Below are 26,964 nucleotides of genomic sequence, written 5' to 3' on the forward strand. Positions count from 1 at the left end.
CTTTATGACGATAAAGGGCATTGGAATCAAAATCCACCTTGGCATCCAGGGCCACTACTTCATCATCCGAAGTTAAAATCAATGGATTGATTTCAACCATGGAGCAGTCATTGGCAATAAAAAATTTATACAGGTTGGATAAAAGACCTGAGAATTGTTTCATGGCAGCAGGAGGAATTTCAAGTCCAAACCCGACCTGTCTGAGCTGATACCCCTGAATCCCCATCAGCGGATCAATATGGACTTTTATAATTCTGTCAGGGGTGTTGGCTGCCACTTCTTCGATGTCCATACCACCGTCCCGGCTTGCCATGATCACAATAGATGCCGTGGCCCTGTCCACAAGGAGACTTAAATAAAGCTCTTTTTCAATTTTCTGCCCTGCTTCAATCAAGAGTTTTTTCACGATCCTGCCTTCCGGACCGGTTTGATGAGTCACAAGGGTCATACCCAGTATCTGACCGGCCAGGGTTTCGACTTCTTCCATGGAGGACGCAAGCTTTACACCACCGCCTTTGCCCCTTCCCCCTGCATGGATCTGGGCTTTAACCACCACAGGGAAACCATTTAAACCTGCGGCAATCTCTTTTGCCTCATCCACTGAAAAAGCAGGCTTCCCGTCAGGAACAGGAACCTTGTATTGCCGAAATAATTCCTTTGCCTGATATTCATGTATTTTCATTTTATTTCCTTAAATATTTCTTGAGCAATTTGACCATTTTTCCCAAATCTTCACATACATGAATCCCTTTATTATGTAAAGCTCCTATTTCAATTTTACCGATTTTGCATCCGTTTTCTGGGGAGTATTTAAAAAAAATATTGATAGTTTCAAGTTTCTACTTTATAAAAGTTAATGACTTCATCTAACAAAAAAAATAAAAGCGTTAAAAATACCAGAAATAAACATGTCCTATAAAATGTGGATAAATGGCAAATTTTTAGTAAAAAACGGAATCACCGGAAAAGATAAAACAACATCAACCCCTCAATATCTCCCACTTATAAAAATGTTTAAACCTGTGAATGACCGGATTGAAGTTGTTATTCATGTATCAAATTTCCAATACGCACATGGTGGTATCTGGAAAAGTATTTTATTTGGGAATGAATCAAAAATACTTAAACTTAGAAGAAACAGCATTATCTTTGAAATGTTTCTCAGTGGTGCATTACTGGCTATGGGTATATATCATATAGGACTCTATATGCTGTATAAAAAAGAATATGCCATGCTTTATTTTGGTATTTTCTGTCTGATAATTATGATTAGAACCTGTTTGACGGGTGAGCGGTTGCTCCTTGGTTTTTTCCCGGGATTCCAATGGGAGACGGCATTTAAAATTGAACTTCTACCGGTGTTCCTGGGCCGTAGTGACTTAGGCTGGGCAATGGTTGCTTTTATTTTTCCATATTTTGGCCCATTGATCCTTGCATTCCTTTCAGAAGAGACTTACAAGCCTGGGAAAGGCGGCAAAAAAAAATTACCTTGGAGCGATGTCGCAGCAATATACAGTGAAACTGTCCAAACTATAGTCTCAACGACAACTTTATATATCCTTCCTGAGGGTATAAAAACTGGAATGTTCAGTTTTAAGAAACTTGGTTTCGGTATCAAGATCCCCACGAAGCGGGAAGTATTCTATAAGATTGAGTGTAATTTTTTTAGAGAGGTATTTATCAATAAAAGTGGTATCATAGATTGATATCAGAATCTAAAACAATGAAGGAAATGTTAATGAAAAAAACCATTTTTGTATTATTTTTAAGTCTATTGTATCTTACAGGATGCGCTACTCCTGACAAGCATCTTCTAAAAATCGAAACAACCCCCACTGACGCCATTGTATCCTTTCATCAGACCCGTAATATGTCTGACGATACCCGGCAAATATCAGGGGTAACTCCCTTAGAAGAAAATTTTGATTTTGGAGAAACAGGGCAGCTTTGGCTTGAAATCGAGAAACGAGGCTATGCACCTCATATTATAAACGTTCTTCCTGAGACTGGAAAAATCTCCATTGATCTTGAAAGAATCAAAGCCAAAAATGGAAAGCCTGTAAGCAATTATACTTTACCCGAAATAACTCGTATCCTTTTGGCTAAGCCTGATATTAAAATCTTTGAAAGAGGGTTTAGCAGTGAAAAAATCTCAAAAGAAAAATCGAAAATAGCGCAACAAGAATTTACAAAGGGAATAGGAAAATTTTTCTCAGAGGAATATGAGGTGGTTCCCGTTGAATCATCCAATCTTGACAAGAAATTACTGCGCCCCATTTGGAGAGATGTTCAATCGGCAATGGAGCTGCTTGACCCTGTCAGGTTGAAATATCTTGCCCGTCCCCCAGTGCTTGAGACAAAAAGCAGTCGTGAATCTGCAGATAAGCTGGGGAATAAATATGGAACACAAGTAATGTTATTTATAAAAGGCAAACAAAATATTGAAACCGCAGGCTTGACTGCAGGAATAGCCGGTGTAGCGATAGTGGGAACTGCTACGAGTTTTGCGGGAGGATATAGCCGGGCACTTTCAAATAATAGGTCTTTTTTCGTATATAACATATATACGCCATCGTTTGATGAAGGCACACTTTTAGGAAAAGCTGCTTTGGTAGATTGCAGCAACGGTGAGATACTTTGGGTAAACAGAGGGTTATTAGAAAACATACTTACAGATCTTTTTGCTGCTATAAACCATAATTAAACTTTAACAAAAAAAATAAAAAGGAGCATATCATGAAATTTAAAATGACCATTTTACTTGGAATTACGATACTTGTCTTAACCGGATGCGTGACAACACCATTAAAAATGCCTCCGCCATCAACGCTCAATATAACAAATATCAATCAACATCCTTATACTGCAGGGCTCTTTGTCCCACAGAGTCTCAAAGAGTATGTATATGTGAAAGTAACAAGTCCTCTTGATAAAATGTCTTTTCCTCTTGGAGAACAAACAAATGAAGTTTTTAAGAAAAACATGCCTTTAGTTTTTAAAAATGTTGTGGAAATTAATTCTATAACCCCAGGCCGGGACGTCGATCTTATTATCAAACCATCAATTATAAAATTCAATTCTATAATTCCCCAGCCTGCATATAAGCCATATATTGCGACAATGATATATCATGTAGATGTCTACAATAAAAAGGGAGAAAAAATATATGCGCAAACCAGTACAGGTGAGGCGCAAACAAGTAAGGGGCTGCTGTCCGGCTTTTCAGCAAGGAGTATATGCGCTGAAGTTGCACAAATGGCCATGGGAAATTCCGTACAACAAATTGTTGAGGGACTATCGGAAGCAGACGAATTGAAAAACCTTAAATAGACTCTAAGATCAGGACGCTTCAGAGATGAAGAGTCCTGAAGCTATATTAGACTGACAGGATATAAATACTTTCCCGTCCTTTACAAATATGACAAGAGTTTCTCAGCTGCTGCTGTTGGTGAAATTTTCTCATTTTCTACCTGCTGTGAAATAACCGGTATTTCTTCATTAATTTTCTCATTATTTTTAAACCGCTGCTTCAACCCATCTTCAACAAGGGTCCACATCCACGCCAGGGTTTGTTTTTTCCGCCTTTGTTTAAACTCTTTGGAGGCTGAAAATTTCTTACGATGATCAAGAACCGTCTCCCAGATATTTTTTGTCCCGCCTTCAGTAATAGACGAACAGGTCAAAACAGGCGTAGACCAGGTTGGAGACTCGGGACGAATCAGGTGCATGGCTATTTCAAGATCCCCTTTTGTTTTTTCAACTGCCGTGAGGTTATCTCCGTCTGCCTTGTTAATGGCAATGCCGTCAGCAAGTTCCAATATCCCCTTTTTAATTCCCTGAAGCTCATCACCTGCGCCTGCAATCATCAATACCAGAAAAAAATCCACCATGGAGGCCACGCTGGTTTCAGACTGCCCTACACCCACGGTTTCCACAAGGATCACATCAAACCCGGCCGCTTCACAGGTCAACATGATTTCACGGGTTTTAGCGGCAACCCCGCCTAAGGTTCCTCCTGCAGGAGAGGGCCTGATAAAAGCATTTTCATGGGCGGCCAGCTTTTCCATCCTTGTTTTGTCTCCCAGGATAGATCCGCCGCTCCGCTGACTTGTTGGATCTACGGTAAGGACGGCCACTTTATGACCTTTATCTGCCAGAAAAACACCCAAATTTTCAATAAAAGTACTTTTGCCGACACCGGGCACTCCTGTGACACCTAACCTGATACTGTTTCCGGTATGAGGCAAAATCCTTTCCATAACCGTGAAAGCAATTTGTTGATGTTCTTTGAGATGGCTTTCTATCAATGTTATTGTCTTGGCGATTATGCGCCGGTTACCGTCTAAAATACCCTGGACAAAACTATCAGGGTCGGTTTGAATCATAAACTTTACGCACCTATAATATTAAGAGTCCTGTTTGCAGCGTCTGTTACCACTGTTCCCGGGCCAAAAATTTCAGCCGCACCTGCATTTTTCAAAAAATCATAATCCCCTGGAGGAATGATGCCGCCAACCACCACTTTAATATCAGAAGCCCCTTGATTTTTCAACTCTTCAATGACCTTTGGCACCAAAGTTTTATGGCCTGCTGCAAGGCTTGATACTCCGACGATATGGACATCATTTTCAACGGCCATTCTGGCTGCTTCCTCCGGGGTCTGGAACATGGGGCCCAGATCCACATCAAAACCAAAATCAGCATAGGCTGTGGCAATAACTTTCACCCCCCGATCATGGCCGTCCTGCCCCATTTTGGACAGCAAAATTCTGGGTCTGCGGCCGGTCTTTTTCTCAAAGTCTGCGGTACGCTTTCTTAAAGACTCAATCATCTCTGAATCAGTGCTTTCTGCGGCATACACCCCTGAAATACACTGGGTGGTGGCCACAAATCGTGTAAATACTTTTTCCATGGCATCACAAATCTCTCCAATCGTTGCCCTTGCCCTCACCGCGGGCAGGCAGACTGCCAAAAGATTGTCCTCTGATTCACAGGCTCTTGTGATATCATCCAGGGCCTTTTGAACCGCTTCATTATCACGATCTTTTCTAATCTGAACAAGGCGGGCCACCTGTTCATCCCGAACTTCTTCAGACACTTCACGCACAGAAAGGGGAGTTTCATCTTCAATTTGATATTTATTCACCCCCACTATAACATCCGTGCCCTGGTCAATTCTGGCCTGACGTCTGGCAGCCACTTCTTCAATCCTCATTTTCGGCATGCCAGATTCAATGGCTTTGGCCATGCCGCCCAATCCCTCTATTTCCGCCAGGATTTTTCTGACTTCATCAATAATATTCTGGGTCAAAGATTCAACATAATATGATCCACCCAAAGGATCCACTACATCGCAGATATGGGATTCCTCCTGGACCAGGATTTGTGTGTTCCTGGAAATCCTGGCTGACAATTCCGTGGGAAGCCCCACTGCCTCATCAAAAGAATTGGTGTGAAGGCTCTGGGTACCGCCAAGTACCGCGGACAGACATTCAAGGGTTGTTCTGACAACATTATTATAGGGATCCTGCTGGGTCAGGCTCCAGCCTGAAGTCTGGCAATGGGTCCGCAGCATTTTGGATTTTGCATTTTTCGGGTTAAACTGATCCATGAGCTCTGCCCACAAGAATCTGGCGGCCCTGAGCATGGCGATATCCATGAAAAAATTCATGCCGATCCCGAAAAAGAAAGACAGTCTCGGAGCAAATTTATCAATATCAAGGCCCGTGGCAAGAGCGGCTTTCACATACTCAAGACCGTCAGCCAGGGTAAAGGCGGCCTGAAGGACTGAATCCGCCCCTGCCTCCATGATATGATACCCGCTGATACTGATGCTGTTAAATTTTGGCATATGATCAGTACAAAACCCGATGATATCAGAAATAATTCTCATGGAAGGCGTTGGTGGATAAATATAGGTGTTCCGAGTCAGATATTCTTTTAAAATATCATTTTGAATGGTTCCCATGAGCTGCTCATGTTTAACACCCTGTTCTTCGGCGGCAACAATATATCCTGCAAGAATGGGAAGGACTGCACCGTTCATGGTCATGGAGACAGACATCTGATCCAGGGGAATCTTGTCAAACAAAATTTTCATATCTTCGACAGAGTCGATGGCAACCCCTGCCTTTCCAACATCGCCTGCAACCCTTGGATGATCGGAATCATATCCCCTGTGGGTGGCCAGATCAAATGCCACAGACAGTCCCTTTTGTCCTGCTGCCAGATTTTTACGATAAAAGGCATTGGATTCTTTGGCTGTTGAAAATCCGGCATACTGACGAATGGTCCAGGGCCGCCCTGCATACATGGTAGTCATTGGGCCCCTTACAAAGGGTTCGAATCCGGGCAGGTTATTAATGAATTCTACATTTTCAAGATCTCTGGCAGTATACAAGGGTTTGACATCTATCCCTTCCGGTGTTTTCTTTGTTAATGATTCAAGGGATTTACCACGAAGTTGCTTTACGGCAAGTTCTTCCCATTTATTAAGATCAGACATTTGAGACATGGCACTCCTCCGGTCTAATTGAGTTTAAAATCAAAAATAATATCTCTCCCACAGCTCTACCTTTCACATAACTCTACGAGGACTCCTGATGTTGCCTTTGGATGTAAAAATGCAATTTTAGCTCCACCTGCACCTATACGGGGGGTTTGATCAATGAGTTGGATGCCTTTTTCCTTGAGTTCTGCAAGGGCTTCTTCTATATTTTCAACCCGGAAAGCCACATGCTGAATCCCTTCGCCTTTTTTTTCAATATATTTTGCGATGGGACCGTCCTTGGACGTGGATTCTAAAAGTTCCACTTCACTTTCACCCACCGGCAAAAAAGCCGTCGTCACTTTTTGTTCTTCAACCGTTTCTGTCCCCTCTAATTGCAATCCCAAAGCATCTGTCCAGAAATTCTTCTTTTCATCAATGCTTGAGACGGCAATTCCAAGGTGATCTATTTTAAGTATTTTCATCTCGTTTCTCCAAAATTAATCTATAAAATTACAATCTTTATCTATAGATGGTTCAACCGCTGAAAGTCAACCATAAATTGCTTAGATTTACGAACGCAATCGTTGACGGGTTCAAACATATCTGGAATTATTCTCAATACACTGTTTCATTTATTAATTATCAGAAATTCGTGCCCTTTATTTTTTTATAAAACTTAAAGGGCACGATATTGAAGAGCTCAAACAATCCAGCCATTCTCATGTTTTCAGGTGTGAAAAGATTCTTTATCCCGTTCACTGAGCATGAAATTTTTCAGGCTGACTTCTTCAAAGGCTCCTATGGTTTCCCGAATCCGTAAAAAATCGCTGAAATACTCTACAAATATATCTGTGATCTGCGGATCAAAATGCTTGCCCCTTTCATTTCTTATTATATCAAGTGCCATCTCGGGAGGATATGGATCTTTATAAGGCCGCTTGGATGTCAGGGCATCAAAGGTATCTGCAATGGCTACAATTCTGCCGGAAATCGGAATATCCTCTCCTGATACCTGATTCGGGTAACCTTGGCCATTGTATTTTTCATGATGGAACAATGCGATTTCTTCGGCCATTTTTAATATCCCGGATTTTGACCGGGACAAAAGCCTTGCGCCAATGGTAGTATGGGTCTTAATTATCTCAAACTCTTCTTGGGTGAGTTTGCCTGGTTTTAACATGATTTTATCCGGAATCCCTATCTTGCCCACATCATGCATGGGAGCAGCATAGTAAATAGTTTCAATTTCTTTAGCCGCCCAGCCAAGTTTTTGGGCCATCAACCGGCTGTATTCCCCTATTCTTACGATATGATCGCCGGTATCTTCATCCTTGAATTCCGAAGCCATGACTAGACGATGAATGGAATCTATATACGCCTGTTTAAGTTCTTCATGGGAATTTGTCGTCTCTTTTTTCAGGCGCCGTTCTCTTAACACACGATTTACCCTTAAAATGAGTTCCCGAACAGAACACGGTTTTTCAACAAAATCGGTGGCACCAAGATTGATTATCTCATCATAATGATAGCTTTGCACTTTTCCTGTTATGACAATCACATCGGACGAAAAGGTTTCAAGTATCCGTTGGGAAAGCTCAATCCCACTCATACCCGGCATATCAATATCAGTTATCACCACATCAAAATATTCTTCTGACATAACCTCTAATGCCTGCTCGCCGCTTTCCGTTACTTTGCAGTCATACCCGGCTTTTTTCATTGCTTTTTCAAACAATTGCCGGATACTGGGTTCATCATCGACTATGAGAACACTTGAGTTTTTAAATTCTTTATTTTTAAAATCATACATAAATAGATACACCTTAACGAAATGAAATGAATCTGAAGATTATTTTCAAGCTAAATTCTGATAAAATTCATCATCAAAGTCAAGAAAAAATCGTTTTTTTATTTTTCCATCCTTTTGGATGGTGACATTCTTTTCTACATGTTCTACAAAAGAATAAACTGTTTAAATTTAAGATTTCAAGGAATAATACATGGGACAAACCCTGTCAAAAATAAACGCATTTTTTGAAACATTGCCGGACTGGCTCCGGCAAAACAGAAAATGGGTGCTGCTTTTTTTTATTCTGACAACCGGTTTTCTTTGCTTTGGTATTAAAAATATTGTGATTGATGAATCCCTGGACGCCTATTTTCATAAAGATGATCCGGTGAAAAAGGCTTATGATAACTTCCGAAGCATTTTCGGAGGAGATGAATATGTCTATATTGTCTATCGAGCCAAAGATGGGGATATTTTTTCCAGGCAATCCCTGGCTGCTTTAAAAAAACTTCACGACGAGCTTGCCAATTACCGCCTGAATCTTGATCCGGGTAAACCCTCGGCCCTGGACCATATTGATGAAGTTAAAAGCCTGATCAATATCAAATACATGGAAGCTAAGGAAAACACCCTTTATTCAAGAAACTTTATCGGCGACCGCCTGCCAATGAATAACAGCCAAAAAGAAAGTTTAAGACAAAAAGCATTGAACCATCCGGATTATCCTCAAATATATTTGTCCAAAAATTGTGAATATGGTGGTGTTATTATCCGGACTGACTTTAGTGCAGAATCTCTACCGCTTTCCTTGGCTTTCGAAGATGGTCCAAGTGCCAAAAATGGTTTTGATGACGATGAAGAGCTTTCTTTTGAAGAATCCGAACCCATTGAAACCGTTTTTGATGAAAATATGGTACAGAAGATTGGGCAGACCGATATCAGGGAATATCCCCTGTTTATGGAAGAGATCAGGGCCATTCTTGCCGGCCCGGAATATGAGGCTTCGCTTGAATTTTTTCCAGTGGGCAACCCTGTGTTAATGGATTTTTTCGCAAAAGCGGTTTTCGAGGATATGGCGCGGTTGATGTCACTGGTACTTTTGTTAATTATTATCATGCTCTGGCTGCTTTTCAGGTCTTTTTCCGCAGTGGCCTGGCCGGTGCTGATTGTGCTTTTCACCATCATATGGGTGCTTGGGCTTGTGGGATGGATCAATATCCCTATGTCTGCCATGATCCAGGTCATCATATTCCTGGCCTTGTCCGTTGGCATAGCAGATTCCGTCCATATTCTTTCAGGTTACCTTTTTTTCAGGAATAAAAATCTTGATCACAAAAAAGCGCTTGGTGCTGTCATGAAAAAGTCAGGGCTGGCCTGTATGCTGACCAGTCTGACAACGTCCACTGGGCTGTTGTCTCTGATGCTGGTGCCGTTAAAACCAATCGCCCTCTTTGGTATTTTCGCCTCTGTATCGGTTATATTTGCCTTTATTTTTACCATTGTACTGCTGCCTTTGATGCTGGATCTATGGAGCCCTGTTTCAAAAAAGAAAACCATTGAAAAAGATCATCTTGTTTTAAAAATCATTAAAAAAATAGAAGAAATCGGCATCTCAAATGCATATATCACTATCTTAGTCTTTTTGGGCGCAGGCGTTTTCATGTTTTTCGGATTAATGCAGCTTAAAGTGGATTCAAATTTTGTTGAAATCATAAAAAAAGGATTACCCTTAAGAGATGCATACACTATTGTTGACAATCATATGGGTGGTACCGGCAACATGGAAGTGATGGTGGACTTTAAAAAAGAGGATGCGCTCAAAGACCCTGATGTTCTTTTTGCCATGGAATCTTTGCAGTACTTCATGGAAAAGGATGAAAACAACCGGGTGGTTAAGACTATGTCCCTTGTCAATGTGGTCAAAGATTCATTTAAAGCCCTTAATGATGATAACCCTGACAAATATATCATTCCTTCAAATCCGGCTGTATTAAAACAGGTATTGTTCCTGTTTGAAAATGCCAACCCAAAGGATAGAAACAGACTGGTCTCAGACGATTATTCAAGGGCAAGAATCGGTTTAAACTCCATCAATGTGGGCTCTATTGAGGCCTTAGGCATAATGGAAAACATCCAGGCATTTATTGACAAACGATTTAAAGGGCTCAAACAGACATACCCGGACTTAAACGTTACATTAACCGGTAATATGGCACTTCTGGCCATTATGCTTGATTACATTGCCTGGGCGCAAATAAAGAGCTTTGGTCTTGCACTGGTGGTGATTTCCATTATTCTTTTCATGGTACTTGGGTCTTCAAAAGCAGGGCTTGTGGCGCTTGCACCCAATCTGTTTCCCATTATAACCACCTTTGGGTTGATGGGATATTTTAAAATCCCGCTGGATGCGGATACACTCCTTGTCGCCCCGATTATCATCGGGCTTGCTGTTGATGATACCATTCATTTTTTGACCCACTTCAGGATTGAAATGGAAAAATCCAAAGACATTGCAATTGCTGCAGTTAAATCCATCAGGGAAGCTGGGCAGGCCATCTCATTCACATCATTGATTTTATCTGCCGGATTCCTGGTTTTCATACTCTCCTTTCACAACGGGCTGAGCCATTTTGGCCTCTTTGCAGCCATCGCCATTATGACCGCACTAATCTCCGATCTGTTTTTGCTGCCAGCTTTGTGCAAGGTATTGAATGTAAACTTTAGAAGAAACATTAAGGGGTAAAAAAATGAAAAAAACATATATAATATTCATCATTTTAATGATTTTTATTTCAAGCAGCTATGCCAATGAGGCCAAAGATATTATTGAAAAAGTCCTTGACCGGGATGACGGAACCACAGAAATCGGGCGGGTCAGGCTGTCCACATGTGCCGTGATAAAAAAAGGTAAAAAAATTGTCTGCAAATCAAGTCCCAGAGTTAAAGTTATGGAGTTGATCAGAAAAGATTACGGGCCCAACGAAAAAGACCATAAAACCGTCACCATCATCATAGAACCTGCCGGGGAAAAAGGGATTGGTTTCTTACAATACGATTATGAACAAAAGAATAAGGAGACCGACCAGTGGCTATATCTCTCAGCACTTGGCAAAGTAAAAAGGATTGTATCCGGAAATGAGAACGAGCCGAAAACAGGCAGTTTTTTTGGTTCTGAGCTCAGCTATGAAGACATGGAAAAACGGCATATTGATGATTATACCTATCAACTTTTAGGTCGGGAAACCTATGCCAAAAGGCCCTGCTTTGTCATTGAATCCACCCCGGTTAAAGAAAGGGCGGCAAAGAGCAATTATTCAAAATCTCTTGACTGGGTGGATCAAGAGCGGCATATGATTTTAAAATCCATCCTCTTTAACCGGCAAGGCAAAAAATTTAAAAAAATCTATTTTGGAAAAATTAAAGAGATAAGCAATATTTTTGTTCCCATGCAGATTGCGGTTCTCAATCTTGAAACAGGCCGCAGGACATTGATGTCCTATGAAAAAATTGCATTGAATGTAACCGTTGATGATGATTTTTTAACACAGCGAACCTTAACGGATGGCGCCTTCAGGAAAAGTTGTCTTAAAAAATATCAGGCTGCCTACTAGCCGATTCGATATTGGGATTTGATATTTGATTCAATATTTAAATATGATTTATACAGCAGATAACAGATTTTTTTTAAGGCCATTTTTTTTCCTGATAATCTGGTTTGTCTGGTTTGTCCCTGGGAACATGCACATCTGTCACGCCCAAAGCCTGTTTGACTCTGATGATGAGGATATCCTTTTCGAAGAAGAGGCAGCCACCACCCTATCTGATGACGAACAAGCTCAAAACCCCACATTTCCGGACGCTTTTTTAAATGATTCAACCTTTACTTTGGGATATCAGTTTTCCCATGGAACAGATGAAGAATCTAAGATCATTGACAATTCATTTTATCTGCGCCTTGAATACGAAACCCTGTTTGCTCAGAATCTTTTTTTTAAATTTGACGGCAAAGGTGAGTTGCACCCGAAAACCGATCACAGGACCAACGCAAAAAATAAAAACCTGATTTTGAACGGCAGTGTCAGGGAAGCATTTTTCCAGGCAGGGTATGAAAACTTCAGCTTAAAAATCGGGAATCAGGTCAATGTATGGGGAAAAGCAGACACGGCAGCCATCACGGATGTGGTGTCGCCAAGGGATACTTCCCAGTTTATCTTTACCAGGCTTGAAGATGCAAGGTTTGGTCAACTGATAATTTCAGGCAATTTTTATACGAATGATACAAATGCTTTTATATTCATAAGTCCCTTACCTGAAATAGACAAAGAGCCGGATACAAACTCCAGATATGACAGACCGCTTGAAGGCGTTGATCTCTTTTTAATCAAACCTGATAAACCTGAATTCGGTGACCTTGAATATGGCCTGAAAGTTGACAAGACCTTATCAAAAACAGATTTCTCCATCATGGCAGGTCATTTTTATTCAAATGCTGCACTTTATAATGATAAAGGATATGATGAAAATTCAAAGCCGGTTATGGAAAAAACCTATCCTGATTATGCTATGGCAGGAGCGGCTCTTGAGCATGCATGGCACAGCTGTTTATTCAAGCTGGAACTTGCCTTTAAAAATAAATTCCCGCTACAGGGAATAAATATTAACAACCGTTATGTCTTTGAAAAAAAGAATATTCTCGATTCCGCCTTTGGGATCGAATACAATGCAAATTATAAATACCAGATGAGTTTTGAGATATCCAATCGTTATATTTTATCCAACACATCGGGATTATTGCCCGGCACAGATAAAAACAGCTCTGCGTTTTACACTACATTTACAAAGGATTTCCTAAACCAGACCCTGGAATTTGAATATATATTTTACTATCACATCCAGGAACAAAACCAATTTCATCATTTTCGCCTCACTTATGACCTGACTGACAACATGGAAATTCAGGCCGGATATGCCTGTTTCAGTGCCGAGGATGAAAACAACTTGATGTGGTTGTATCGTAAGGAAGATCGCATCAATTTTGAAATCAAATATTTTTTCTAAAAAATTTATATTTTAATTGTATTAGTAAAGGTTTACTAAAATGTTGACAAGAAATCTTTATTTTCATTAGAATCAATTTTTGTTTTATAAAATGATTTTCCGGAGCTTAGACATTTTGAAATTGATCTACCCATACGTTAAGAAAAATTTTTATAAAATATTATTGGGTATTTTATGCATGATCATTGTGGATGCCGCACAGCTGCTCATTCCACAAATCATAAAGAGTGCCATTGATTCCTTAAGCTTAACCTCCTTTGACAATAAAACCTTGTTTATTCAATGTACGTTTATTCTTTTTTTAGGCCTTGCCATGGCAGGATTAAGGTATGGCTGGCGAAATCTTCTCATGGGAAGTGCAAGGGATGTTGAGAAAGGCATAAGGGACGACCTTTTCAGACATGTCCTGAACCTTGACATGGCCTACTATGACAGGGTCAAAACAGGAGATATCATGACCCATGCCACAAGCGACATCAATCACATCAGGATGGCCTTTGGTTTTGGACTGATCGTACTTGTGGATACCATTCTTCTTGGCGGTGCCACGCTTGCCATTATGCTATGGACCCATCCTACACTTACCGCCCTTGCCATGATACCCATGCCGTTTCTGATTCTTGTAACAAGAACCCTGGGGAAAAAAATGTATGCTTTTCATCAAACAGCCCAGGAGTCCTATTCTCAGCTTACTGAACTTGTGCGGGAAAGCTTTTTCGGAATCCGTATTATCAAAGTGTTTAATTTTGAAACCATCATCGATAATAAGGTTAAGAAGGCTTCAACCGATTATTTTAAAAAAAATCTGAAGCGGGCTTTGGTCACTGCCCTGCTAAAACCGTTACTGGGCCTGTTTTTTAACCTCTCCACCCTGGTGGTTATCTTTTACGGCGGTTTTCTTGTCATAAAACAGATCATCACACCGGGTGAACTTGTGGCCTTCCTGCAATATCTTGGTATTCTGGCCTGGCCTGTCATTGCCATTGGATGGATGACCAACCTTTTTCAAAGGGGAATGGCATCTCTAAAAAGAATTAATACTCTTTTAGACTCAATGCCGGATGTAATCTCCCCTGATAATCCGGTTATCCCCCGAAAAATGGATGGAAACATTGTCTTTAAAGATGTCAGCTTTTCCTATGATAAAGACAAACCAATTCTTTCAAATATTGATCTTAAAATCCATCAGGGGACTTCCATCGGTATCAGCGGACCCCCGGGTTCCGGCAAAACAAGCCTGGTCCAGCTGATTCCAAGGCTTTACAATGCTACCAGGGGCAAAATCCTTATAGACGGCCTTGATTTAAGTACCCTGGATCTTAATTTCCTAAGGCAGCATATTGCTCTGATGTCCCAGGAATCGTTTCTTTTTTCAGGTACGATCCAGGAGAATATTCTCATGGGCCAGGATATGGAGAAAGAAAAACTTGACCAGGTTATCCGGGTTTGCAGTCTGGAAGATACCCTAGAAAAAATGCCGGATGGACTTGATACCATCGTGGGTGAAAGGGGGATCACCCTTTCAGGGGGGCAAAAGCAGAGAATTGCCCTTGCTCGAACCTTGATGCACAAAAAACCCATCATTATCCTGGATGATCCCATCAGCCAGATGGACACCCATACAGCCTCCAAAGTAATTTCGCGGTTGAACCGGATGAACTTGAATGCCACTTTTATTATTATTTCCCACAGAATCTCAGCTCTGGCATCCTGTGACACCATTTATATTTTTAAAAACGGCCGTATTAATCATTTTGGAACCCATGAAGAACTCATTGCCAAAGATCGTTTTTACAAAGAGTCCTACCTGGTTCAGCAGTTTGAGGAGGAATATGGTGCCTGATAAACCTTTACAGGAAAAAGAGATCAAGCTTGCGGATCTAAAAGTGGCCAAAGAGCTGTGGCCCTTTATCAAACCGTATTTATGGATGCTGATTCTTTCAACACTGCTTATTTTTCTTGTAACATTTTTAGAGCTGCTCATGCCGTTGTTTACTCAAAAAGCCTTTGACGGGTTTATCGTTCCTACGGGCCCTGAAAACGGCATCCTTCTTTTCGGCTTTGGTATTGATTCTTTTCAGACATTCTGCATCCTTTTTTTTGTGTTTATTCTCACCTTATTTGTTATTGATTTTTTCCAGAGCCTTTTCATGGAATACACCGGTCAAAAAATTATATTAAACCTGCGATGCGCTATGTTTTCCCATATGACCTTTCTGCCGGTGGCCTTTTATGATAAAAACTCAAGCGGTCGGCTGGTGGCCCGTGTAGCCGGCGATGTTGAAAATATGAATGAGATGTTCACCAGTATCCTCATCTTTATTTTCAAAGATATCATTCTCATGGCTGGCATCCTGATTATCCTGTTTACCATTGATATCAAGCTGGCGCTTTATCTGTCCCTGCTGGTTCCGGTGATCGTGATCAGTATCAAAGTGTTTTCAAAAATCTTACGAAAGACTTTCAGAACTATCCGCCAGAAAATAGCAGAAATCAACCACAGTTTTTCAGAAGCCATCTCAGGAATAAAAATCATCCAGACAACATCCAGCCGGAACAAATTTATGCAGCGGTTTGAAACTCTTAATTTCGAACATTTCACAGCCACCCTGTTCCAGATAAAAATATTTTCCATATTTATGCCCTTTATCGGATTCTTAGGCGTGTTGAGTGTTGCTATTATCATTTGGACAGCAAGCTTTGGCGTCATTGAAAAATCCCTGACCCTGGGTGAACTTGTGGCCTTTCTAACCTATATGAAGCTCTTTTTCAGGCCTTTAAGGGAGCTGTCCGAAAAATTTAATCTGCTCCAGAGTGCCCTGGCCTCGGCAGAACGGATTATCAGTGTACTTAACAATGATAAGGCAAAACAACGAATCAGCAAAAAACGACATTATATTGATAAAATTACCGTGCTCGCATTTGATCAGGTAAATTTTTCATATGAAAAAAATAAGCCCGTGCTGACAAACATCTCTTTTCGTCTTCAAGAAGGCCGCTCCATTGGCATTGTCGGCCAGACAGGATCAGGCAAAAGCTCCATTATCAACCTGATTACAGGATTTTATCAACCCAATGATGGAAACATTTTCATCAACAAGGTCAATCAAACTTCTGTAAATATCAAAGATATCAGGAGCAAGACGGCACTTGTCATGCAGGACCCACTTCTCTTTTCCGGCAGTATCAGGGAAAATATCAAACCATCCGGACTGGATTTAGATGCTTCAGGGCTTGAGAAAGCATTACATGATGCAAACTGTGACTTTTTATTTGAAAGATTTTCAGGGCTTGACACAATGATAAAAGAAGGCGGCCGCCCATTGTCCAGTGGTGAAAAACAGCTGGTATGCATTGCCAGGGCATTTGCCTTTAATCCGGACCTGATCATTTTTGATGAAGCAACATCCTACATGGATTCCCAGTCAGAGCAGAAGGTGCATAATGCAATGCAAAAGCTTATGAAAGGAAGGCTTTCCATCATCATTGCCCACAGGCTGTCTACGGTCAAAGAGTGTGATACTATCCTCCTTTTAAGGGATGGCATCATCAGGGAACAGGGCTCACACCACGAGCTTGTCGAGTTAAAGGGTGAGTACTATTACCTTTTGAAAAAAGAAAAAATCTAATCTTTAGTGCCCGACGAAAGATGAAACTGTTGTTGTAATCAAGTACCAATACTTATACAATATCACTGTTTTTAATATTGCAAAACATAGCAGGAGAATATCTGATAGTTAGATGACCTGCCTAAAATAATGCACGGAGATGCTTTCATGGGTGAGTGGTAATATGCTTAAACCGGATATTGATATCAAATCCTATTGTATTTTTTGTTCCAGAATGACAGATCATGTGGCCTCATATATCTACTTTGATCCACTTGGTATCAAATGTGATCGGATCCAGATCGCGGCGTGTTTCCTCAGACGCATCAGCTGGAATATAATCAGGCAAATGCAAAGCCAAAGTATGCGTGAACTCATGCAGCATACCCAAAGTCACAACTTCGCACATGGTTTCAAAATCTTCCGGCGCCTGCTTTCCCTTCCATTGCTTGGCAACATACTTAATTAACTGCTCAAATCCCTGTGCCTGATCACCGGCCCGTTTTAAAAGCTCGGGTAGTTCCTTGCCGTAAGCTAAAAACAAAGCCAACGGATTGAGATTGTTCAATACAGCTTTGACATACTTTTGTGGGAGTTCTCTATAAAGGGGCTTCCCACCATTCTGCTCTTGAAAAGACCTTCAGCCCTCGCATGGATATGTAGAGCAGCATTCACCAGCAGCAGATCGCCAACTATTAGAAGAAAAAAAATAAGAAGAAATTGATTCCGGGCAAAAAATCCCTGCCGGGGTAATCTTTGTTCCTCAATAACCGGAGGAGGTTCTTTGGGAATGGATGAATATCTTTTATCCCAATAGCTCAGCTCAACGCCGGCACATTTCCAGAATTCCTCCGCACCTTATTGGCGGTCTACTTGCCGAAGCACAAACTTAGTTTTAGTCCATGAAAAAGAAAAAGCAATTTCTAAAAAAACCTTCTCTCCGGCCTTGCCGACAACTTCTATTGGCAGAGCCACTTTCCCAGTCTGAAAATGATAACTACCTGGAGCTAATGTCAAAATTAGGCGCTTTTCTACCAGAAGTTTAGTGATTCGATTCCCATCACAATAAACAGGGGCTTTTCGAACCATGCCCAAAAAAAGGAAGCCTTTTTCCGGGGAGATCAAACACCCTTGATTTTATCCGTCCCATAAACGCTCTATCGATACTCAACAACTCTATCGATGGAATGACGTCTTCTTTCGGGTTGTTCTTTGGCACGATACCCCAATGCCACAACCACTGCCGCTTCATATTGCTTTGTATCGATATTGAGCACCTTTTCCACCCATTCTTTTTCAAATCCTTCAATGGGGCAGGAATCAATCCCCTCGGATGCGGCTGTGGTCATGATGTTTGCAAGACCGATATAACATTGTTTGGAACACCAGGCGTAGGCGCTCATTCTGGGAAAAACTTCAGTTTCCATATGATGTTTATATTTCTCGATATAGGCTTTTGTAACATCCTGTGGCAGTCCCCGCCTCTCAAAATTGAGTTTAATATACTCATTTGACGGATCCACAAGACCCGGCTTTGAAAGAATGACAATAACGTGGCTCGCATCCGTGATCTGAGGCTGATTCCAGCAGGCAGGCCGAAGTGTTAGTTTTACGGCATCAGAGCTTATCACCAGATACTTCCAGGCTTCCAGCCCAAACGATGTGGGAGAAAGATGAGCAGCTGTAAGAATCATATCTATTTGCTCTTTTGGAATTTTTTTCCCCGGATCAAATAGTTTGCATGCATGACGAAAATTTAATGCTTTAATTACTGGATTCATCATTGTTTCCTTTTATATTTTTTATGGTATATTTTTTTTAATCTGTTATATTGAAGAATACAACCTTTTATATCTTTGCATAAGAATGAAAAAAAGTTGAACCGGCTTTCACTTGACTTAAACTATTAATTTTAATACAAATAAAACAATTCTTTTGTTATTTACTTATTCGTCCAACCAGATTACTGGAAAGGAGATATTTCAATGAATAACACCCGCAAAGAAAAGGCCCCGGATCATCAATCGGGTCAATCTAAACGATCAGACAAAAAAAACAGTATCCCCGGCATGGGAAGTGAGATGGCTGAAGTCGGCAATATGGATAAAATCCGTGATATTCTGTTCGGTAATCAGGCAAAGGATTATGAAAAGCGATTTGTCAAAATGGAAAATCAATTCACCCAGGAAGCCGGCGAACTCAAAGAAGAACTGCTGAAACGAATTGACGCCCTTGAAGCCTATTTTAAGCAGGAAATAAAAGATATCAATGCTCGTATTAAAAATGAATCAAATGAACGGACAGAATCCCAGAAAAATATTCAAAAAGAATTAACAGAATCCTTTGAATCACTCAATAAAAAAATATTACACGAAGAAGAGAATCTGGCAAAAAAATCCACCGAGCTGAGAGATCATATTTTAGAACAGTCTAAACAATTAACCGCAGAGATACTGTCAAAATCCGATCAGGCCTCAAACAATTTAAAACAAACCGCCCGGGAACTTGATGATGCAAAGGTGAACCGTTCAGATCTGTCCGGCTTTTTTCTTGAACTTGCCATGCGGCTTTCCAACGATGACAGCATCGGTTCATCAAGGAACCTGAAAGAATAATTCAACAACCGCCAACAGGGAGTGAAGGCATTTGACATGAGTTCAAAAGCTGGTGGAAGCGAGACTCTTGATGTATTAAAGGATTTATTGCTCAAGGATGAAAAAGAGCAAATCCAACGGATAGAAAATCGTCTGGATGATCCCATGGTGCGGGCAAAAGAGATCAGTCAGTCCCTGGCGGAAGCCATATCCTTATCTATAATGAGCCACAATAAAATATCCCGTGTCCTCCAACCCGTGATTGATGATTCAATAAAAATATCTGTTAAAAACAATCCCAAGGCCTTGGCAGATGCCATATCCCCTGCACTTGGCCCGGGGATTCGCAAAGCCATCACATCGACCATCATGGGAATGATCCAATCCCTTAACCATGTTTTGAACCATAGTTTTTCCATTCAGGGTATTAAATGGCGGTTTGAAGCATTTAGAACCAGAAAACAATTTGCTGAAATTGTTATGCTGCACACGCTTTTATACCAGGTTGAGCAAATATTCTTAATCCACCGGGAATCGGGTATTGTTCTGGAGCATGTGGTGGCTAAAGATATCATAATCCAGGATCCGGATCTGGTGTCGGGCATGTTGACGGCAATTCAGGATTTTGTAAATGATTCTTTTCATACTGATGCCCACGATGATCTTGAAACACTGCGGATGGGATCAGATCGAAGTGTCTGGATTGAAAATGGAGAGCATGCCCTGATTGCAGCTGTGATAAGAGGGACTCCTCCTGTTGATCTGCGCATAAAATATCGGGAACTGATTGAAGAAATCCATATTAAGGCAGGCTCAGCCCTGGAAAAATTTGATGGTGACCCATTACCCTTTTCAATCTTCAGGGAACACCTGAAAGACGGATTACAATCCCAGGAAAAAAAGAATCAAAAAAGAACATCACCCCTGCTTTGGTGTACCTTTATTATTATTCTATCGATAGTGGGCATATGGGGATTCACCATTTTTAAGACTCATCAGCTCTGGCATCAATATTTAAACAGGCTTGAAACTCAAAAAGGCCTGATCATACTGTCTACACAAAAAAAAGAAGGGAAATATCAAATTTACGGTCTTCGCGATCCAATGGCAAAGGATCCCCGGAACTTGCTCCAAAAAAAAGAAAAAGAACACTTGGCAATTATAAGCCATTGGGAAGCCTTTTACAGCCTCGACCCTGAATTTGTTTTCAACCGGGCCCAACAAATACTAAACCCTCCTTCAACTGTAAGCTTAGCACTATCCGGGAACATCATTATTGCCAAAGGACAGGCTTCACAGGCATGGATTGAGACATTTCAAACAACAGCATCTACACTCCCGGGAATCCATGGGTTTAACGACGATATGATCAAAAATATTGATAAGAAAAAACTCGATATTATCTTAAAAAAGCTCAGGGCAATTAAAATTTATTTTGAAAGCAATAGTACAAAATTCATTAAAGGACAGGAAAATGTATTGGCTCAGGCTTTCAAGACGATTCAAAACATCCAGACACTTCAGTCCAAATTAAAAAACCCTATCCAGATTGCTATCCTGGGGCATACCGATTCATCCGGAACTGAAAAGGTGAACCAGCGACTGAGCAGGAACAGGGCTGAAAAAATTTTTAACTATTTAATCGTCAAAGGCATCAATCCAGTCTTCCTTACCATATCCGGTGTTGGCACTAAAAACCCTTTGATAAAAGAAACCAGTATGAATGATAGACAATATAACAGGGCAATTACTTTTAAAACGTTTTACAACCCCTCAACACAAGGCAGTTAAAAAAATGATCAAAAAAAAGATTTGCATGCTGGGTGCATTTGCTGTTGGTAAAACCAGTCTTGTTCAAAGATATGTCCACAGCCTCTTTTCAGACAAATATCATACAACGGTTGGGGTAAAAATAGAAAAGGCGCAAGTGCGATTGGAAAACACCGATGTTGATCTTATTATCTGGGATCTGCACGGAGAAGATGAATTCCAGCATGTCCGGCTTTCTTACCTGAAAGGGTCTTCGGGTTGCATTTATGTGGCTGACGGTACACGCAAAACAACATTGGCAACCGCCTTGAATTTAAAAGAAATTGTAGAGAACACAATTGGGAAAATTCCTTTTATCCTTGTTGTAAACAAACTGGATTTAAGAGACCAATGGGAGATAGACCCTTTAACACTGGAGGATATCCGGGAAAAGGGAACCATTGTAATTCAAACCAGCGCAAAAACAGGAGACGAGGTTAAAGAGGTGTTTCAATTACTGACAAAAAAAATGATGGATAAATAAAATGCCGGATTCTACAACCTTGATTTTAGAAAAAATTTGTTTTCAGGTCCTTAAGGATTGTGCACTTGCCTATTTTGTTACAGACAATCTTGGAAGAATCACTCAGTGGGGGGGTAACCTTTCAGGTTTAAACATACCAGCACCTGAAAAAGAAACCCATATTTCAGACTTGCTCCTTTTTATGGAAGGTATTCTGCCGTTAAAAAGCAAATCAATGGAATTTTCCTGCATAAAAATGCCTTCCAAGGTGGGTGTGGACGCACTCCTCTTTAAAATTGACAACGGTTACGGCCTGATCGTCTGGGATACAAGGAAAAAAGAAGAATACCTGACACGAACACAGCAGGAATGCAATGAACTCAGTCTGCTGATCGAAAAACAAAAAAACCGGATCATTCACTTTGCTGATAAAGACACCCAGGGAAAATATAAAAATTTTTTAGAGGATTTCTTCCAGGCATTAAACTTTGTTGTCCTGGAAATGAATGACCAAGGCCATTTTGTGTTGATCGGCAGACCGCCGTTATGGGTAGAACAAATTCCCCAGTCAAGCCAGATCCTTGCAGGACAGGCATATAAAGAAGATGCCTTCAGTTTCCTTGGAAATTTTATTCAGGAAGCAAAATCCAGATGGTTAAAAAACCATACCAGAAGTTTTAAATCAGGCATCTGGATTGAAAAAGACCATACAGATCAAGAATTTTTATTTGAAGCAACTGCAGTGGATATCCATGGAAGAAAACTGTTAATCATCGCCCATGATGTCTGCCACCCCAATGAAAAACAATCCATTATCCAGAAGGGAAGAGATCTTGCTCTGCATTATCATAACCTTAAACGGTCCGACCAAAAACTTAAAAATATGCATGATGAACTGGAATCGCGTGTTAAAAAAAGGACAAAAGCTCTTGAAGAGGCAAACCTAAAACTTGCCAATGAGTTAAAAGAACGAAAAAAAGTTGAGAAAGAGCGTGAAGAAGTATTCAGACAATTGCGTCAATCCCAGAAGATAGAAGCTATCGGAACGCTGGCTGGAGGCATTGCCCATGATTTTAATAATATCTTATCCGGAATCATCGGCTTTACCGAATTATCCATATTAGAGGCAGAAAGCGGATCAAAATTAAAACAGCGGCTTGAAAAGGTTCTCCACGCATCCGACCGGGCAAAGGAACTGGTTCGACAGGTCCTGACATTCAGCCATGAAACCAGCTATGAGAAAAGACCCTTAAAATTAAAATTGATTGTCACAGAAGTTCTCACTCTTTTGCGAGCCTCGCTTCCATCATTCATTGATATTGAAAAAAATCTGCAAAGCAATTCCTATATCCTTGCTGATCATACCCAGATACACCAGGTGATTATGAACCTGTGTACCAATGCCTGGCAGGCCATGAAAGAAAAAGGCGGCACTCTTAGAATAGAACTTGACGATATTGATATTAACCCGGAAGACCCTATAGAAAAATGTAAATCAATTTCAGGCCGACACCTTGTTTTAACCATTAAAGATACCGGGTGCGGGATACCACCGGATGTGATCGAAAGAATTTTTGATCCGTATTTTACAACAAAAGATAAAGACAAAGGGACAGGACTTGGGCTTTCTGTTGTTCATGGCATTATCACTAAATGTAACGGATGTATTACAATAAACAGTCAAGTAGGAAAAGGAAGTGAATTTCAAATATATCTTCCGTCATTTGATGCACAAAATGAGGCTAAAACAATAGAGGAACCCATACCTTTAGGGAATAATGAGACAATTTTGTTTATAGATGATGAATCCTTTCAGACTGAGGCGGCCGAACAGCTTCTGCCTCGATTGGGATACCGCGTGGTGACAAGCAATGACAGCATCAAAGCGTTGAATCTTTTTTTAAATGAGAAAGAAAATTTCGATCTTGTCATCACGGATATGACCATGCCAAAGATGACGGGCAAAACTCTTGCCAAAAAAATTCTAGAAATTGAACCGGACATTCCTGTTATTCTCTGTTCAGGATATAGCGATGATATTCATCCGGATATATTAAAGGATATTGGAATAAAAGAATATTTAATGAAACCCATTGGAATGAAAGACCTGGCCCATGCTGTTAAAAATGCTTTGCAAAAAAATGAATAAACAAAAAAAATATCCCCCATAGCTTATAGTTCTATGACCTTCCCGGGTTGATCAGGCCTTGCGACATGCAAGGCAATATTTGAGGCATTCAGACTTTTGGAGACTTCCAGGAAAGCTTTTTGGGGGCAATTATTTTCTTCACTCAAATGGGCAAGAATGACGTGTTTCAGACCATCCGTTTTCAGTTCCGATACCAGCATTTTTGCATCCATATTGGATAAATGACCGGTTCTGCCCTTGATCCTCTGCTTGAGATGCCATGGATAGGAACCGTTAATAAGCATTTCAGGATCATGGTTTGATTCAAGATATAAGATATTGCTATTTTTCAAATGCTCTTTTACAAGACTTGTGGCGATGCCAAGATCGGTGGCTATACCAATTTTCTGGTTCTTGTATTCAAGTGTCAACCCGACAGGATCTTTTGCATCATGGGAAATGGAAAACGGGGTGACCAGCATCTGATCTATTTTAAAGGGGATACCGCACTTAAAAAAACACAAATTTTCAATTTTACCAAGGTTTGAACATGCCTGCCAGGTCTTTTGTGTGATATAAACAGGGAGTTTAAATCGACGGCTCAATATTCCTGCACCTCTTACATGATCGGAATGCTCATGGGTAATGATGATGGCCCTGAGGCTTTCAGGATCAACATTTATTTTGTTCAACCGCCGTTCAATTTCAACCCCTGAAAGCCCGGCATCAATCAGAATGGAAGTGTTATTACAGGATACAAAAAGACTGTTCCCCTTGCTGCCGCTGGCAAGGGGACAGATACAAAATGAATTATTTGTCATCGGTTTTTGCAGCTTTGTAACTCAGCTTTATCTTCCCGTCTCGGGTGACATCCAGAACCTTTACTGGAATGACTTCTCCCTCTTTAAGTACATCTGTTACTTTTTTAACCCTGTAATTAGCCAGTTCTGAAATATGTACCAGTCCGTCAGTGCCCTGTTTAATATTTACAAAGGCACCAAAGTCGGTGATTTTAACAACTGTGCCCTGATAAATTTCACCGATCTCAGGATCAAGGGCTATATCTGATACCATTTTTAACGCCAGTGCAGCGTCTTCTTCATTTTCAGCGGCAATCTTTACAATACCCGAATCATTTACCTCAATAACGGTATTGGTCTCTGCCTGAAGCGCTCTGATCACTTTTCCGCCAGGACCGATGATATCGCGAATTTTATCGGATTTAATCTGAATACTGACAATTTTAGGTGCACGGGGAGAAACTTCCGACCTTGTCTCCTTAAGGGTTTCAAGCATTTTGTTAAGGATATGTATCCTGCCGCCATGGGCCTGATTAAGGGCTGTCTCCATAATCTCTTTTGAGAGTTCCTTAATTTTAATATCCATCTGGAGAGCGGTAATCCCTTCTGCTGTTCCAGCCACCTTAAAATCCATATCACCGAAATGATCTTCATCTCCTAAGATGTCCGAAAGCACAACGGTTTTGTCTCCATCTTTAACAAGTCCCATGGCAATCCCGGAAACCGGCGCTTTTATAGGAACGCCGCCATCCATTAATGCCAGAATTCCGGAACAGATAGTTCCCATGGATGAACTCCCGTTGGACTCCATGACTTCTCCCACCAGGCGGATGGTATATTCAAAGTCTTCCTGGGAAGGAAGGACTTTTGCAATGGCCCGGCTGGCAAGATTTCCATGACCGATATCCCTTCGGCTGGGTCCGCCGGCACGTCTGACTTCTCCCACTGAAAAGGCAGGGAAATTATAGTGGAGCATAAAACTCCTTGTTTCATTACCCATCAGGGTTTCAACCCGTTGCTCATCCATGCCCGAGCCCAGGGTCAAAACACCCAGCACCTGGGTTTCACCCCGTGTAAAAAGAGCTGAACCATGGGGCATAGGAAGATTTCCCACTTCACAGTCAATTTGCCTGATTTCATCAAAGGCCCTGCCATCAATTCTTTTGTCCTCTTTCAGGACGATGTCACGGCTGACCTTCTTAACACATTTGCTAAAGGCCTCTTTTATTTCTTTGACCTGTTCGGGACAGGTTTCGATAAAATGTTCAACAACTTGCTCTTTTAAAGCACTGAGAGCTTTTCCACGCTCAATTTTTGTTTTGATCTGAACCTCTTTATAAATGTTATCTTTTGAATATTCAATCACCTTGGCAGCCAGTTCTTCATCCCTGACGGGTGGCACAAACACACGTTTTTCTTTTCCAAGGGCCTCTTTCAGCTGAACCTGCAGATCAATGATGGGTTGCATTGCTTCATGGCCAAAAAAGATGGCATCCAGCATATCTTTTTCCGAGACAATAGCTGCGCCACCTTCCACCATGACCACACCGGTTTTTGATCCGGCCACAACCAGTTCAATATCACTTTCTTCCATCTGCTCAATGGTAGGGTTGGCAACAAACTGCCCATCTATCCTGCCGACTTTAATACCGGCAATGGGCCCTTCAAAGGGGATATCAGACATTTGCAAGGCAGCAGAGGCACCAACCAAAGCAAGGGTATCAGGTTCGTTTATCTTATCCATTGAAAGAACAGTAGCAATGACCTGGGTCTCAAAATTGTAGCCCTCCTCAAAAAGGGGGCGAATGGGTCTGTCGATCAATCTTGCTGTCAGGGTTTCTTTTTCAGAAGGCCTGCCGATTTCACGCCTGAAATAATTTCCCGGTATTCTTCCTGCCGAATAGATTTTTTCCTGGTATTCAACGGTAAGGGGTAAAAAACTGATCTCCGGCTTTGGATCTTTTGAAGAAACAGCCGTAACCAGCACCACGGTTTCTCCATATTGTACAATCACTGACCCTGATGCCTGTTTGGCAATTTTTCCTCCACGAATAGAAAATTCTCTTCCATTGATGGTGGTCTTAAATAATTTTTCCATAACTTCTCCTGTAATAAAAAAGGCAGGAAATTATAAGGAAATTTTTACAAATAATAAACCCGCATGTTTGGCATTAAATATAAACTTAATGGCAAACATGCGAACTTATTTAAAAAACTCCTTGAAA

At 41.0% G+C, this 26,964-nt stretch carries 22 protein-coding genes; 12 read left to right on the forward strand and 10 right to left on the reverse strand.

Translation table 11 applies throughout. The annotated features are described in order from the left end of the window. A partial coding sequence (locus K8S13_RS04570) for an ATP-grasp domain-containing protein (RefSeq protein ID WP_291460775.1) occupies positions 1-682 on the reverse strand: 682 nt, incomplete at its 3' end. A 226-nt stretch (positions 683-908) separates the two neighbouring features. On the opposite strand from K8S13_RS04570, the gene K8S13_RS04575 reads away from it, so the two are divergent. The 3 genes from K8S13_RS04575 to K8S13_RS04585 all read left to right on the forward strand — a co-directional run bounded on the left by K8S13_RS04575 (position 909) and on the right by K8S13_RS04585 (position 3,330). After that, a complete protein-coding gene (locus tag K8S13_RS04575; protein ID WP_291460776.1) occupies positions 909-1,706 on the forward strand; it encodes a hypothetical protein in 798 nt (265 codons plus the stop codon). A gap of 164 nt (positions 1,707-1,870) precedes the next feature. Continuing rightward, a complete protein-coding gene (locus K8S13_RS04580) occupies positions 1,871-2,704 on the forward strand; it encodes a hypothetical protein (RefSeq protein WP_291460777.1) in 834 nt (277 codons plus the stop codon). Between the two features lie 32 nt (positions 2,705-2,736). Beyond that, positions 2,737-3,330, forward strand: coding sequence for a hypothetical protein (locus K8S13_RS04585; protein WP_291460778.1), 594 nt, complete (start codon positions 2,737-2,739; stop codon positions 3,328-3,330). Positions 3,331-3,410: 80 nt separating this feature from the next. Here K8S13_RS04585 and meaB read toward each other — a convergent pair whose 3' ends face one another. From meaB to K8S13_RS04605, 4 genes are all read right to left on the reverse strand, one after another. Next, positions 3,411-4,385, reverse strand: coding sequence for a methylmalonyl Co-A mutase-associated GTPase MeaB (gene meaB / locus K8S13_RS04590; protein ID WP_291460779.1), 975 nt, complete (start codon positions 4,383-4,385; stop codon positions 3,411-3,413). Positions 4,386-4,390: 5 nt separating this feature from the next. Beyond that, the gene (gene scpA / locus K8S13_RS04595; protein WP_291460780.1) at positions 4,391-6,514 is read right to left on the reverse strand and encodes a methylmalonyl-CoA mutase; all 2,124 of its coding nucleotides are present in this window, start codon (positions 6,512-6,514) and stop codon (positions 4,391-4,393) included. A 56-nt stretch (positions 6,515-6,570) separates the two neighbouring features. Next, positions 6,571-6,972, reverse strand: a complete 402-nt coding sequence (gene mce, locus K8S13_RS04600) for a methylmalonyl-CoA epimerase (protein ID WP_291460781.1) — start codon at positions 6,970-6,972, stop codon at positions 6,571-6,573. 245 nt (positions 6,973-7,217) lie between these two features. Beyond that, positions 7,218-8,300: an HD domain-containing phosphohydrolase gene (locus tag K8S13_RS04605; RefSeq protein WP_291460782.1), complete on the reverse strand. Its 1,083-nt coding sequence runs from the start codon at positions 8,298-8,300 to the stop codon at positions 7,218-7,220. A gap of 190 nt (positions 8,301-8,490) precedes the next feature. Here K8S13_RS04605 and K8S13_RS04610 point away from each other — a divergent pair, with 190 nt between their 5' ends. From K8S13_RS04610 to K8S13_RS04630, 5 genes are all read left to right on the forward strand, one after another. Further along, positions 8,491-11,022, forward strand: coding sequence for an MMPL family transporter (locus K8S13_RS04610; protein ID WP_291460783.1), 2,532 nt, complete (start codon positions 8,491-8,493; stop codon positions 11,020-11,022). A 4-nt stretch (positions 11,023-11,026) separates the two neighbouring features. Continuing rightward, entirely contained in the window at positions 11,027-11,890 is an 864-nt protein-coding gene (locus K8S13_RS04615) for an outer membrane lipoprotein-sorting protein (RefSeq protein ID WP_291460785.1), read from the forward strand. A gap of 25 nt (positions 11,891-11,915) precedes the next feature. After that, on the forward strand, positions 11,916-13,337 hold the full coding sequence (locus K8S13_RS04620; RefSeq protein ID WP_291460786.1) for a hypothetical protein: 1,422 nt from the start codon (positions 11,916-11,918) through the stop codon (positions 13,335-13,337). A gap of 91 nt (positions 13,338-13,428) precedes the next feature. Continuing rightward, the gene (locus K8S13_RS04625; RefSeq protein WP_291460787.1) at positions 13,429-15,180 is read left to right on the forward strand and encodes an ABC transporter ATP-binding protein; all 1,752 of its coding nucleotides are present in this window, start codon (positions 13,429-13,431) and stop codon (positions 15,178-15,180) included. After that, a complete protein-coding gene (locus K8S13_RS04630) occupies positions 15,170-16,966 on the forward strand; it encodes an ABC transporter ATP-binding protein (protein ID WP_291460789.1) in 1,797 nt (598 codons plus the stop codon). Before K8S13_RS04625 ends, K8S13_RS04630 begins: the two co-directional genes overlap by 11 nt. Positions 16,967-17,198: 232 nt before the next feature. On the opposite strand, the gene K8S13_RS04635 is transcribed toward K8S13_RS04630, so the two are convergent. The 3 genes from K8S13_RS04635 to K8S13_RS04645 all read right to left on the reverse strand — a co-directional run bounded on the left by K8S13_RS04635 (position 17,199) and on the right by K8S13_RS04645 (position 18,729). Next, positions 17,199-17,513, reverse strand: a complete 315-nt coding sequence (locus K8S13_RS04635) for a hypothetical protein (RefSeq protein WP_291460790.1) — start codon at positions 17,511-17,513, stop codon at positions 17,199-17,201. A 290-nt stretch (positions 17,514-17,803) separates the two neighbouring features. Then, a complete protein-coding gene (locus K8S13_RS04640; RefSeq protein WP_291460791.1) occupies positions 17,804-18,070 on the reverse strand; it encodes a hypothetical protein in 267 nt (88 codons plus the stop codon). A 32-nt stretch (positions 18,071-18,102) separates the two neighbouring features. After that, positions 18,103-18,729 carry an NAD(P)H-dependent oxidoreductase gene (locus tag K8S13_RS04645; protein WP_291460792.1) on the reverse strand — a complete coding sequence of 209 codons (627 nt, stop codon included), beginning with the start codon at positions 18,727-18,729 and terminating at the stop codon, positions 18,103-18,105. Between the two features lie 201 nt (positions 18,730-18,930). On the opposite strand from K8S13_RS04645, the gene K8S13_RS04650 reads away from it, so the two are divergent. Genes K8S13_RS04650 through K8S13_RS04665 form a run of 4 tightly spaced genes read left to right on the forward strand, consistent with a single transcriptional unit; the run spans position 18,931 to position 23,960 of the window. Further along, a complete protein-coding gene (locus K8S13_RS04650) occupies positions 18,931-19,560 on the forward strand; it encodes a hypothetical protein (protein ID WP_291460793.1) in 630 nt (209 codons plus the stop codon). Between the two features lie 36 nt (positions 19,561-19,596). Next, positions 19,597-21,330, forward strand: coding sequence for an OmpA family protein (locus K8S13_RS04655; RefSeq protein WP_291460794.1), 1,734 nt, complete (start codon positions 19,597-19,599; stop codon positions 21,328-21,330). A gap of 4 nt (positions 21,331-21,334) precedes the next feature. Beyond that, on the forward strand, positions 21,335-21,832 hold the full coding sequence (locus K8S13_RS04660) for a Rab family GTPase (protein WP_291460795.1): 498 nt from the start codon (positions 21,335-21,337) through the stop codon (positions 21,830-21,832). Between the two features lies 1 nt (position 21,833). Further along, the gene (locus K8S13_RS04665) at positions 21,834-23,960 is read left to right on the forward strand and encodes an ATP-binding protein (protein ID WP_291460796.1); all 2,127 of its coding nucleotides are present in this window, start codon (positions 21,834-21,836) and stop codon (positions 23,958-23,960) included. 23 nt (positions 23,961-23,983) lie between these two features. On the opposite strand, the gene K8S13_RS04670 is transcribed toward K8S13_RS04665, so the two are convergent. Further along, a complete protein-coding gene (locus K8S13_RS04670) occupies positions 23,984-24,760 on the reverse strand; it encodes an MBL fold metallo-hydrolase (RefSeq protein WP_291460797.1) in 777 nt (258 codons plus the stop codon). Next, positions 24,750-26,837: a polyribonucleotide nucleotidyltransferase gene (gene pnp, locus K8S13_RS04675; protein WP_291460798.1), complete on the reverse strand. Its 2,088-nt coding sequence runs from the start codon at positions 26,835-26,837 to the stop codon at positions 24,750-24,752. The genes K8S13_RS04670 and pnp overlap by 11 nt, the downstream gene beginning before the upstream one ends. Positions 26,838-26,964 lie beyond the last annotated feature (127 nt).

This window comes from Desulfobacula sp. (genome assembly GCF_021107415.1).

Excerpts from the sequence above, each read along its gene's own strand:
- K8S13_RS04575 (WP_291460776.1), top strand. The coding sequence starts at position 909 with ATGTCCTATAAAATGTGGATAAATGGCAAATTTTTAGTAAAAAACGGA.
- K8S13_RS04580 (WP_291460777.1), top strand. The coding sequence starts at position 1,871 with ATGTCTGACGATACCCGGCAAATATCAGGGGTAACTCCCTTAGAAGAA.
- K8S13_RS04585 (WP_291460778.1), top strand. The coding sequence starts at position 2,737 with ATGAAATTTAAAATGACCATTTTACTTGGAATTACGATACTTGTCTTA.
- meaB (WP_291460779.1), bottom strand. The coding sequence starts at position 4,385 with ATGATTCAAACCGACCCTGATAGTTTTGTCCAGGGTATTTTAGACGGT.
- scpA (WP_291460780.1), bottom strand. The coding sequence starts at position 6,514 with ATGTCTCAAATGTCTGATCTTAATAAATGGGAAGAACTTGCCGTAAAG.
- mce (WP_291460781.1), bottom strand. The coding sequence starts at position 6,972 with ATGAAAATACTTAAAATAGATCACCTTGGAATTGCCGTCTCAAGCATT.
- K8S13_RS04605 (WP_291460782.1), bottom strand. The coding sequence starts at position 8,300 with ATGTATGATTTTAAAAATAAAGAATTTAAAAACTCAAGTGTTCTCATA.
- K8S13_RS04610 (WP_291460783.1), top strand. The coding sequence starts at position 8,491 with ATGGGACAAACCCTGTCAAAAATAAACGCATTTTTTGAAACATTGCCG.
- K8S13_RS04615 (WP_291460785.1), top strand. The coding sequence starts at position 11,027 with ATGAAAAAAACATATATAATATTCATCATTTTAATGATTTTTATTTCA.
- K8S13_RS04625 (WP_291460787.1), top strand. The coding sequence starts at position 13,429 with ATGATTTTCCGGAGCTTAGACATTTTGAAATTGATCTACCCATACGTT.
- K8S13_RS04630 (WP_291460789.1), top strand. The coding sequence starts at position 15,170 with ATGGTGCCTGATAAACCTTTACAGGAAAAAGAGATCAAGCTTGCGGAT.
- K8S13_RS04645 (WP_291460792.1), bottom strand. The coding sequence starts at position 18,729 with ATGATGAATCCAGTAATTAAAGCATTAAATTTTCGTCATGCATGCAAA.
- K8S13_RS04650 (WP_291460793.1), top strand. The coding sequence starts at position 18,931 with ATGAATAACACCCGCAAAGAAAAGGCCCCGGATCATCAATCGGGTCAA.
- K8S13_RS04655 (WP_291460794.1), top strand. The coding sequence starts at position 19,597 with ATGAGTTCAAAAGCTGGTGGAAGCGAGACTCTTGATGTATTAAAGGAT.
- K8S13_RS04660 (WP_291460795.1), top strand. The coding sequence starts at position 21,335 with ATGATCAAAAAAAAGATTTGCATGCTGGGTGCATTTGCTGTTGGTAAA.
- K8S13_RS04665 (WP_291460796.1), top strand. The coding sequence starts at position 21,834 with ATGCCGGATTCTACAACCTTGATTTTAGAAAAAATTTGTTTTCAGGTC.
- K8S13_RS04670 (WP_291460797.1), bottom strand. The coding sequence starts at position 24,760 with ATGACAAATAATTCATTTTGTATCTGTCCCCTTGCCAGCGGCAGCAAG.
- pnp (WP_291460798.1), bottom strand. The coding sequence starts at position 26,837 with ATGGAAAAATTATTTAAGACCACCATCAATGGAAGAGAATTTTCTATT.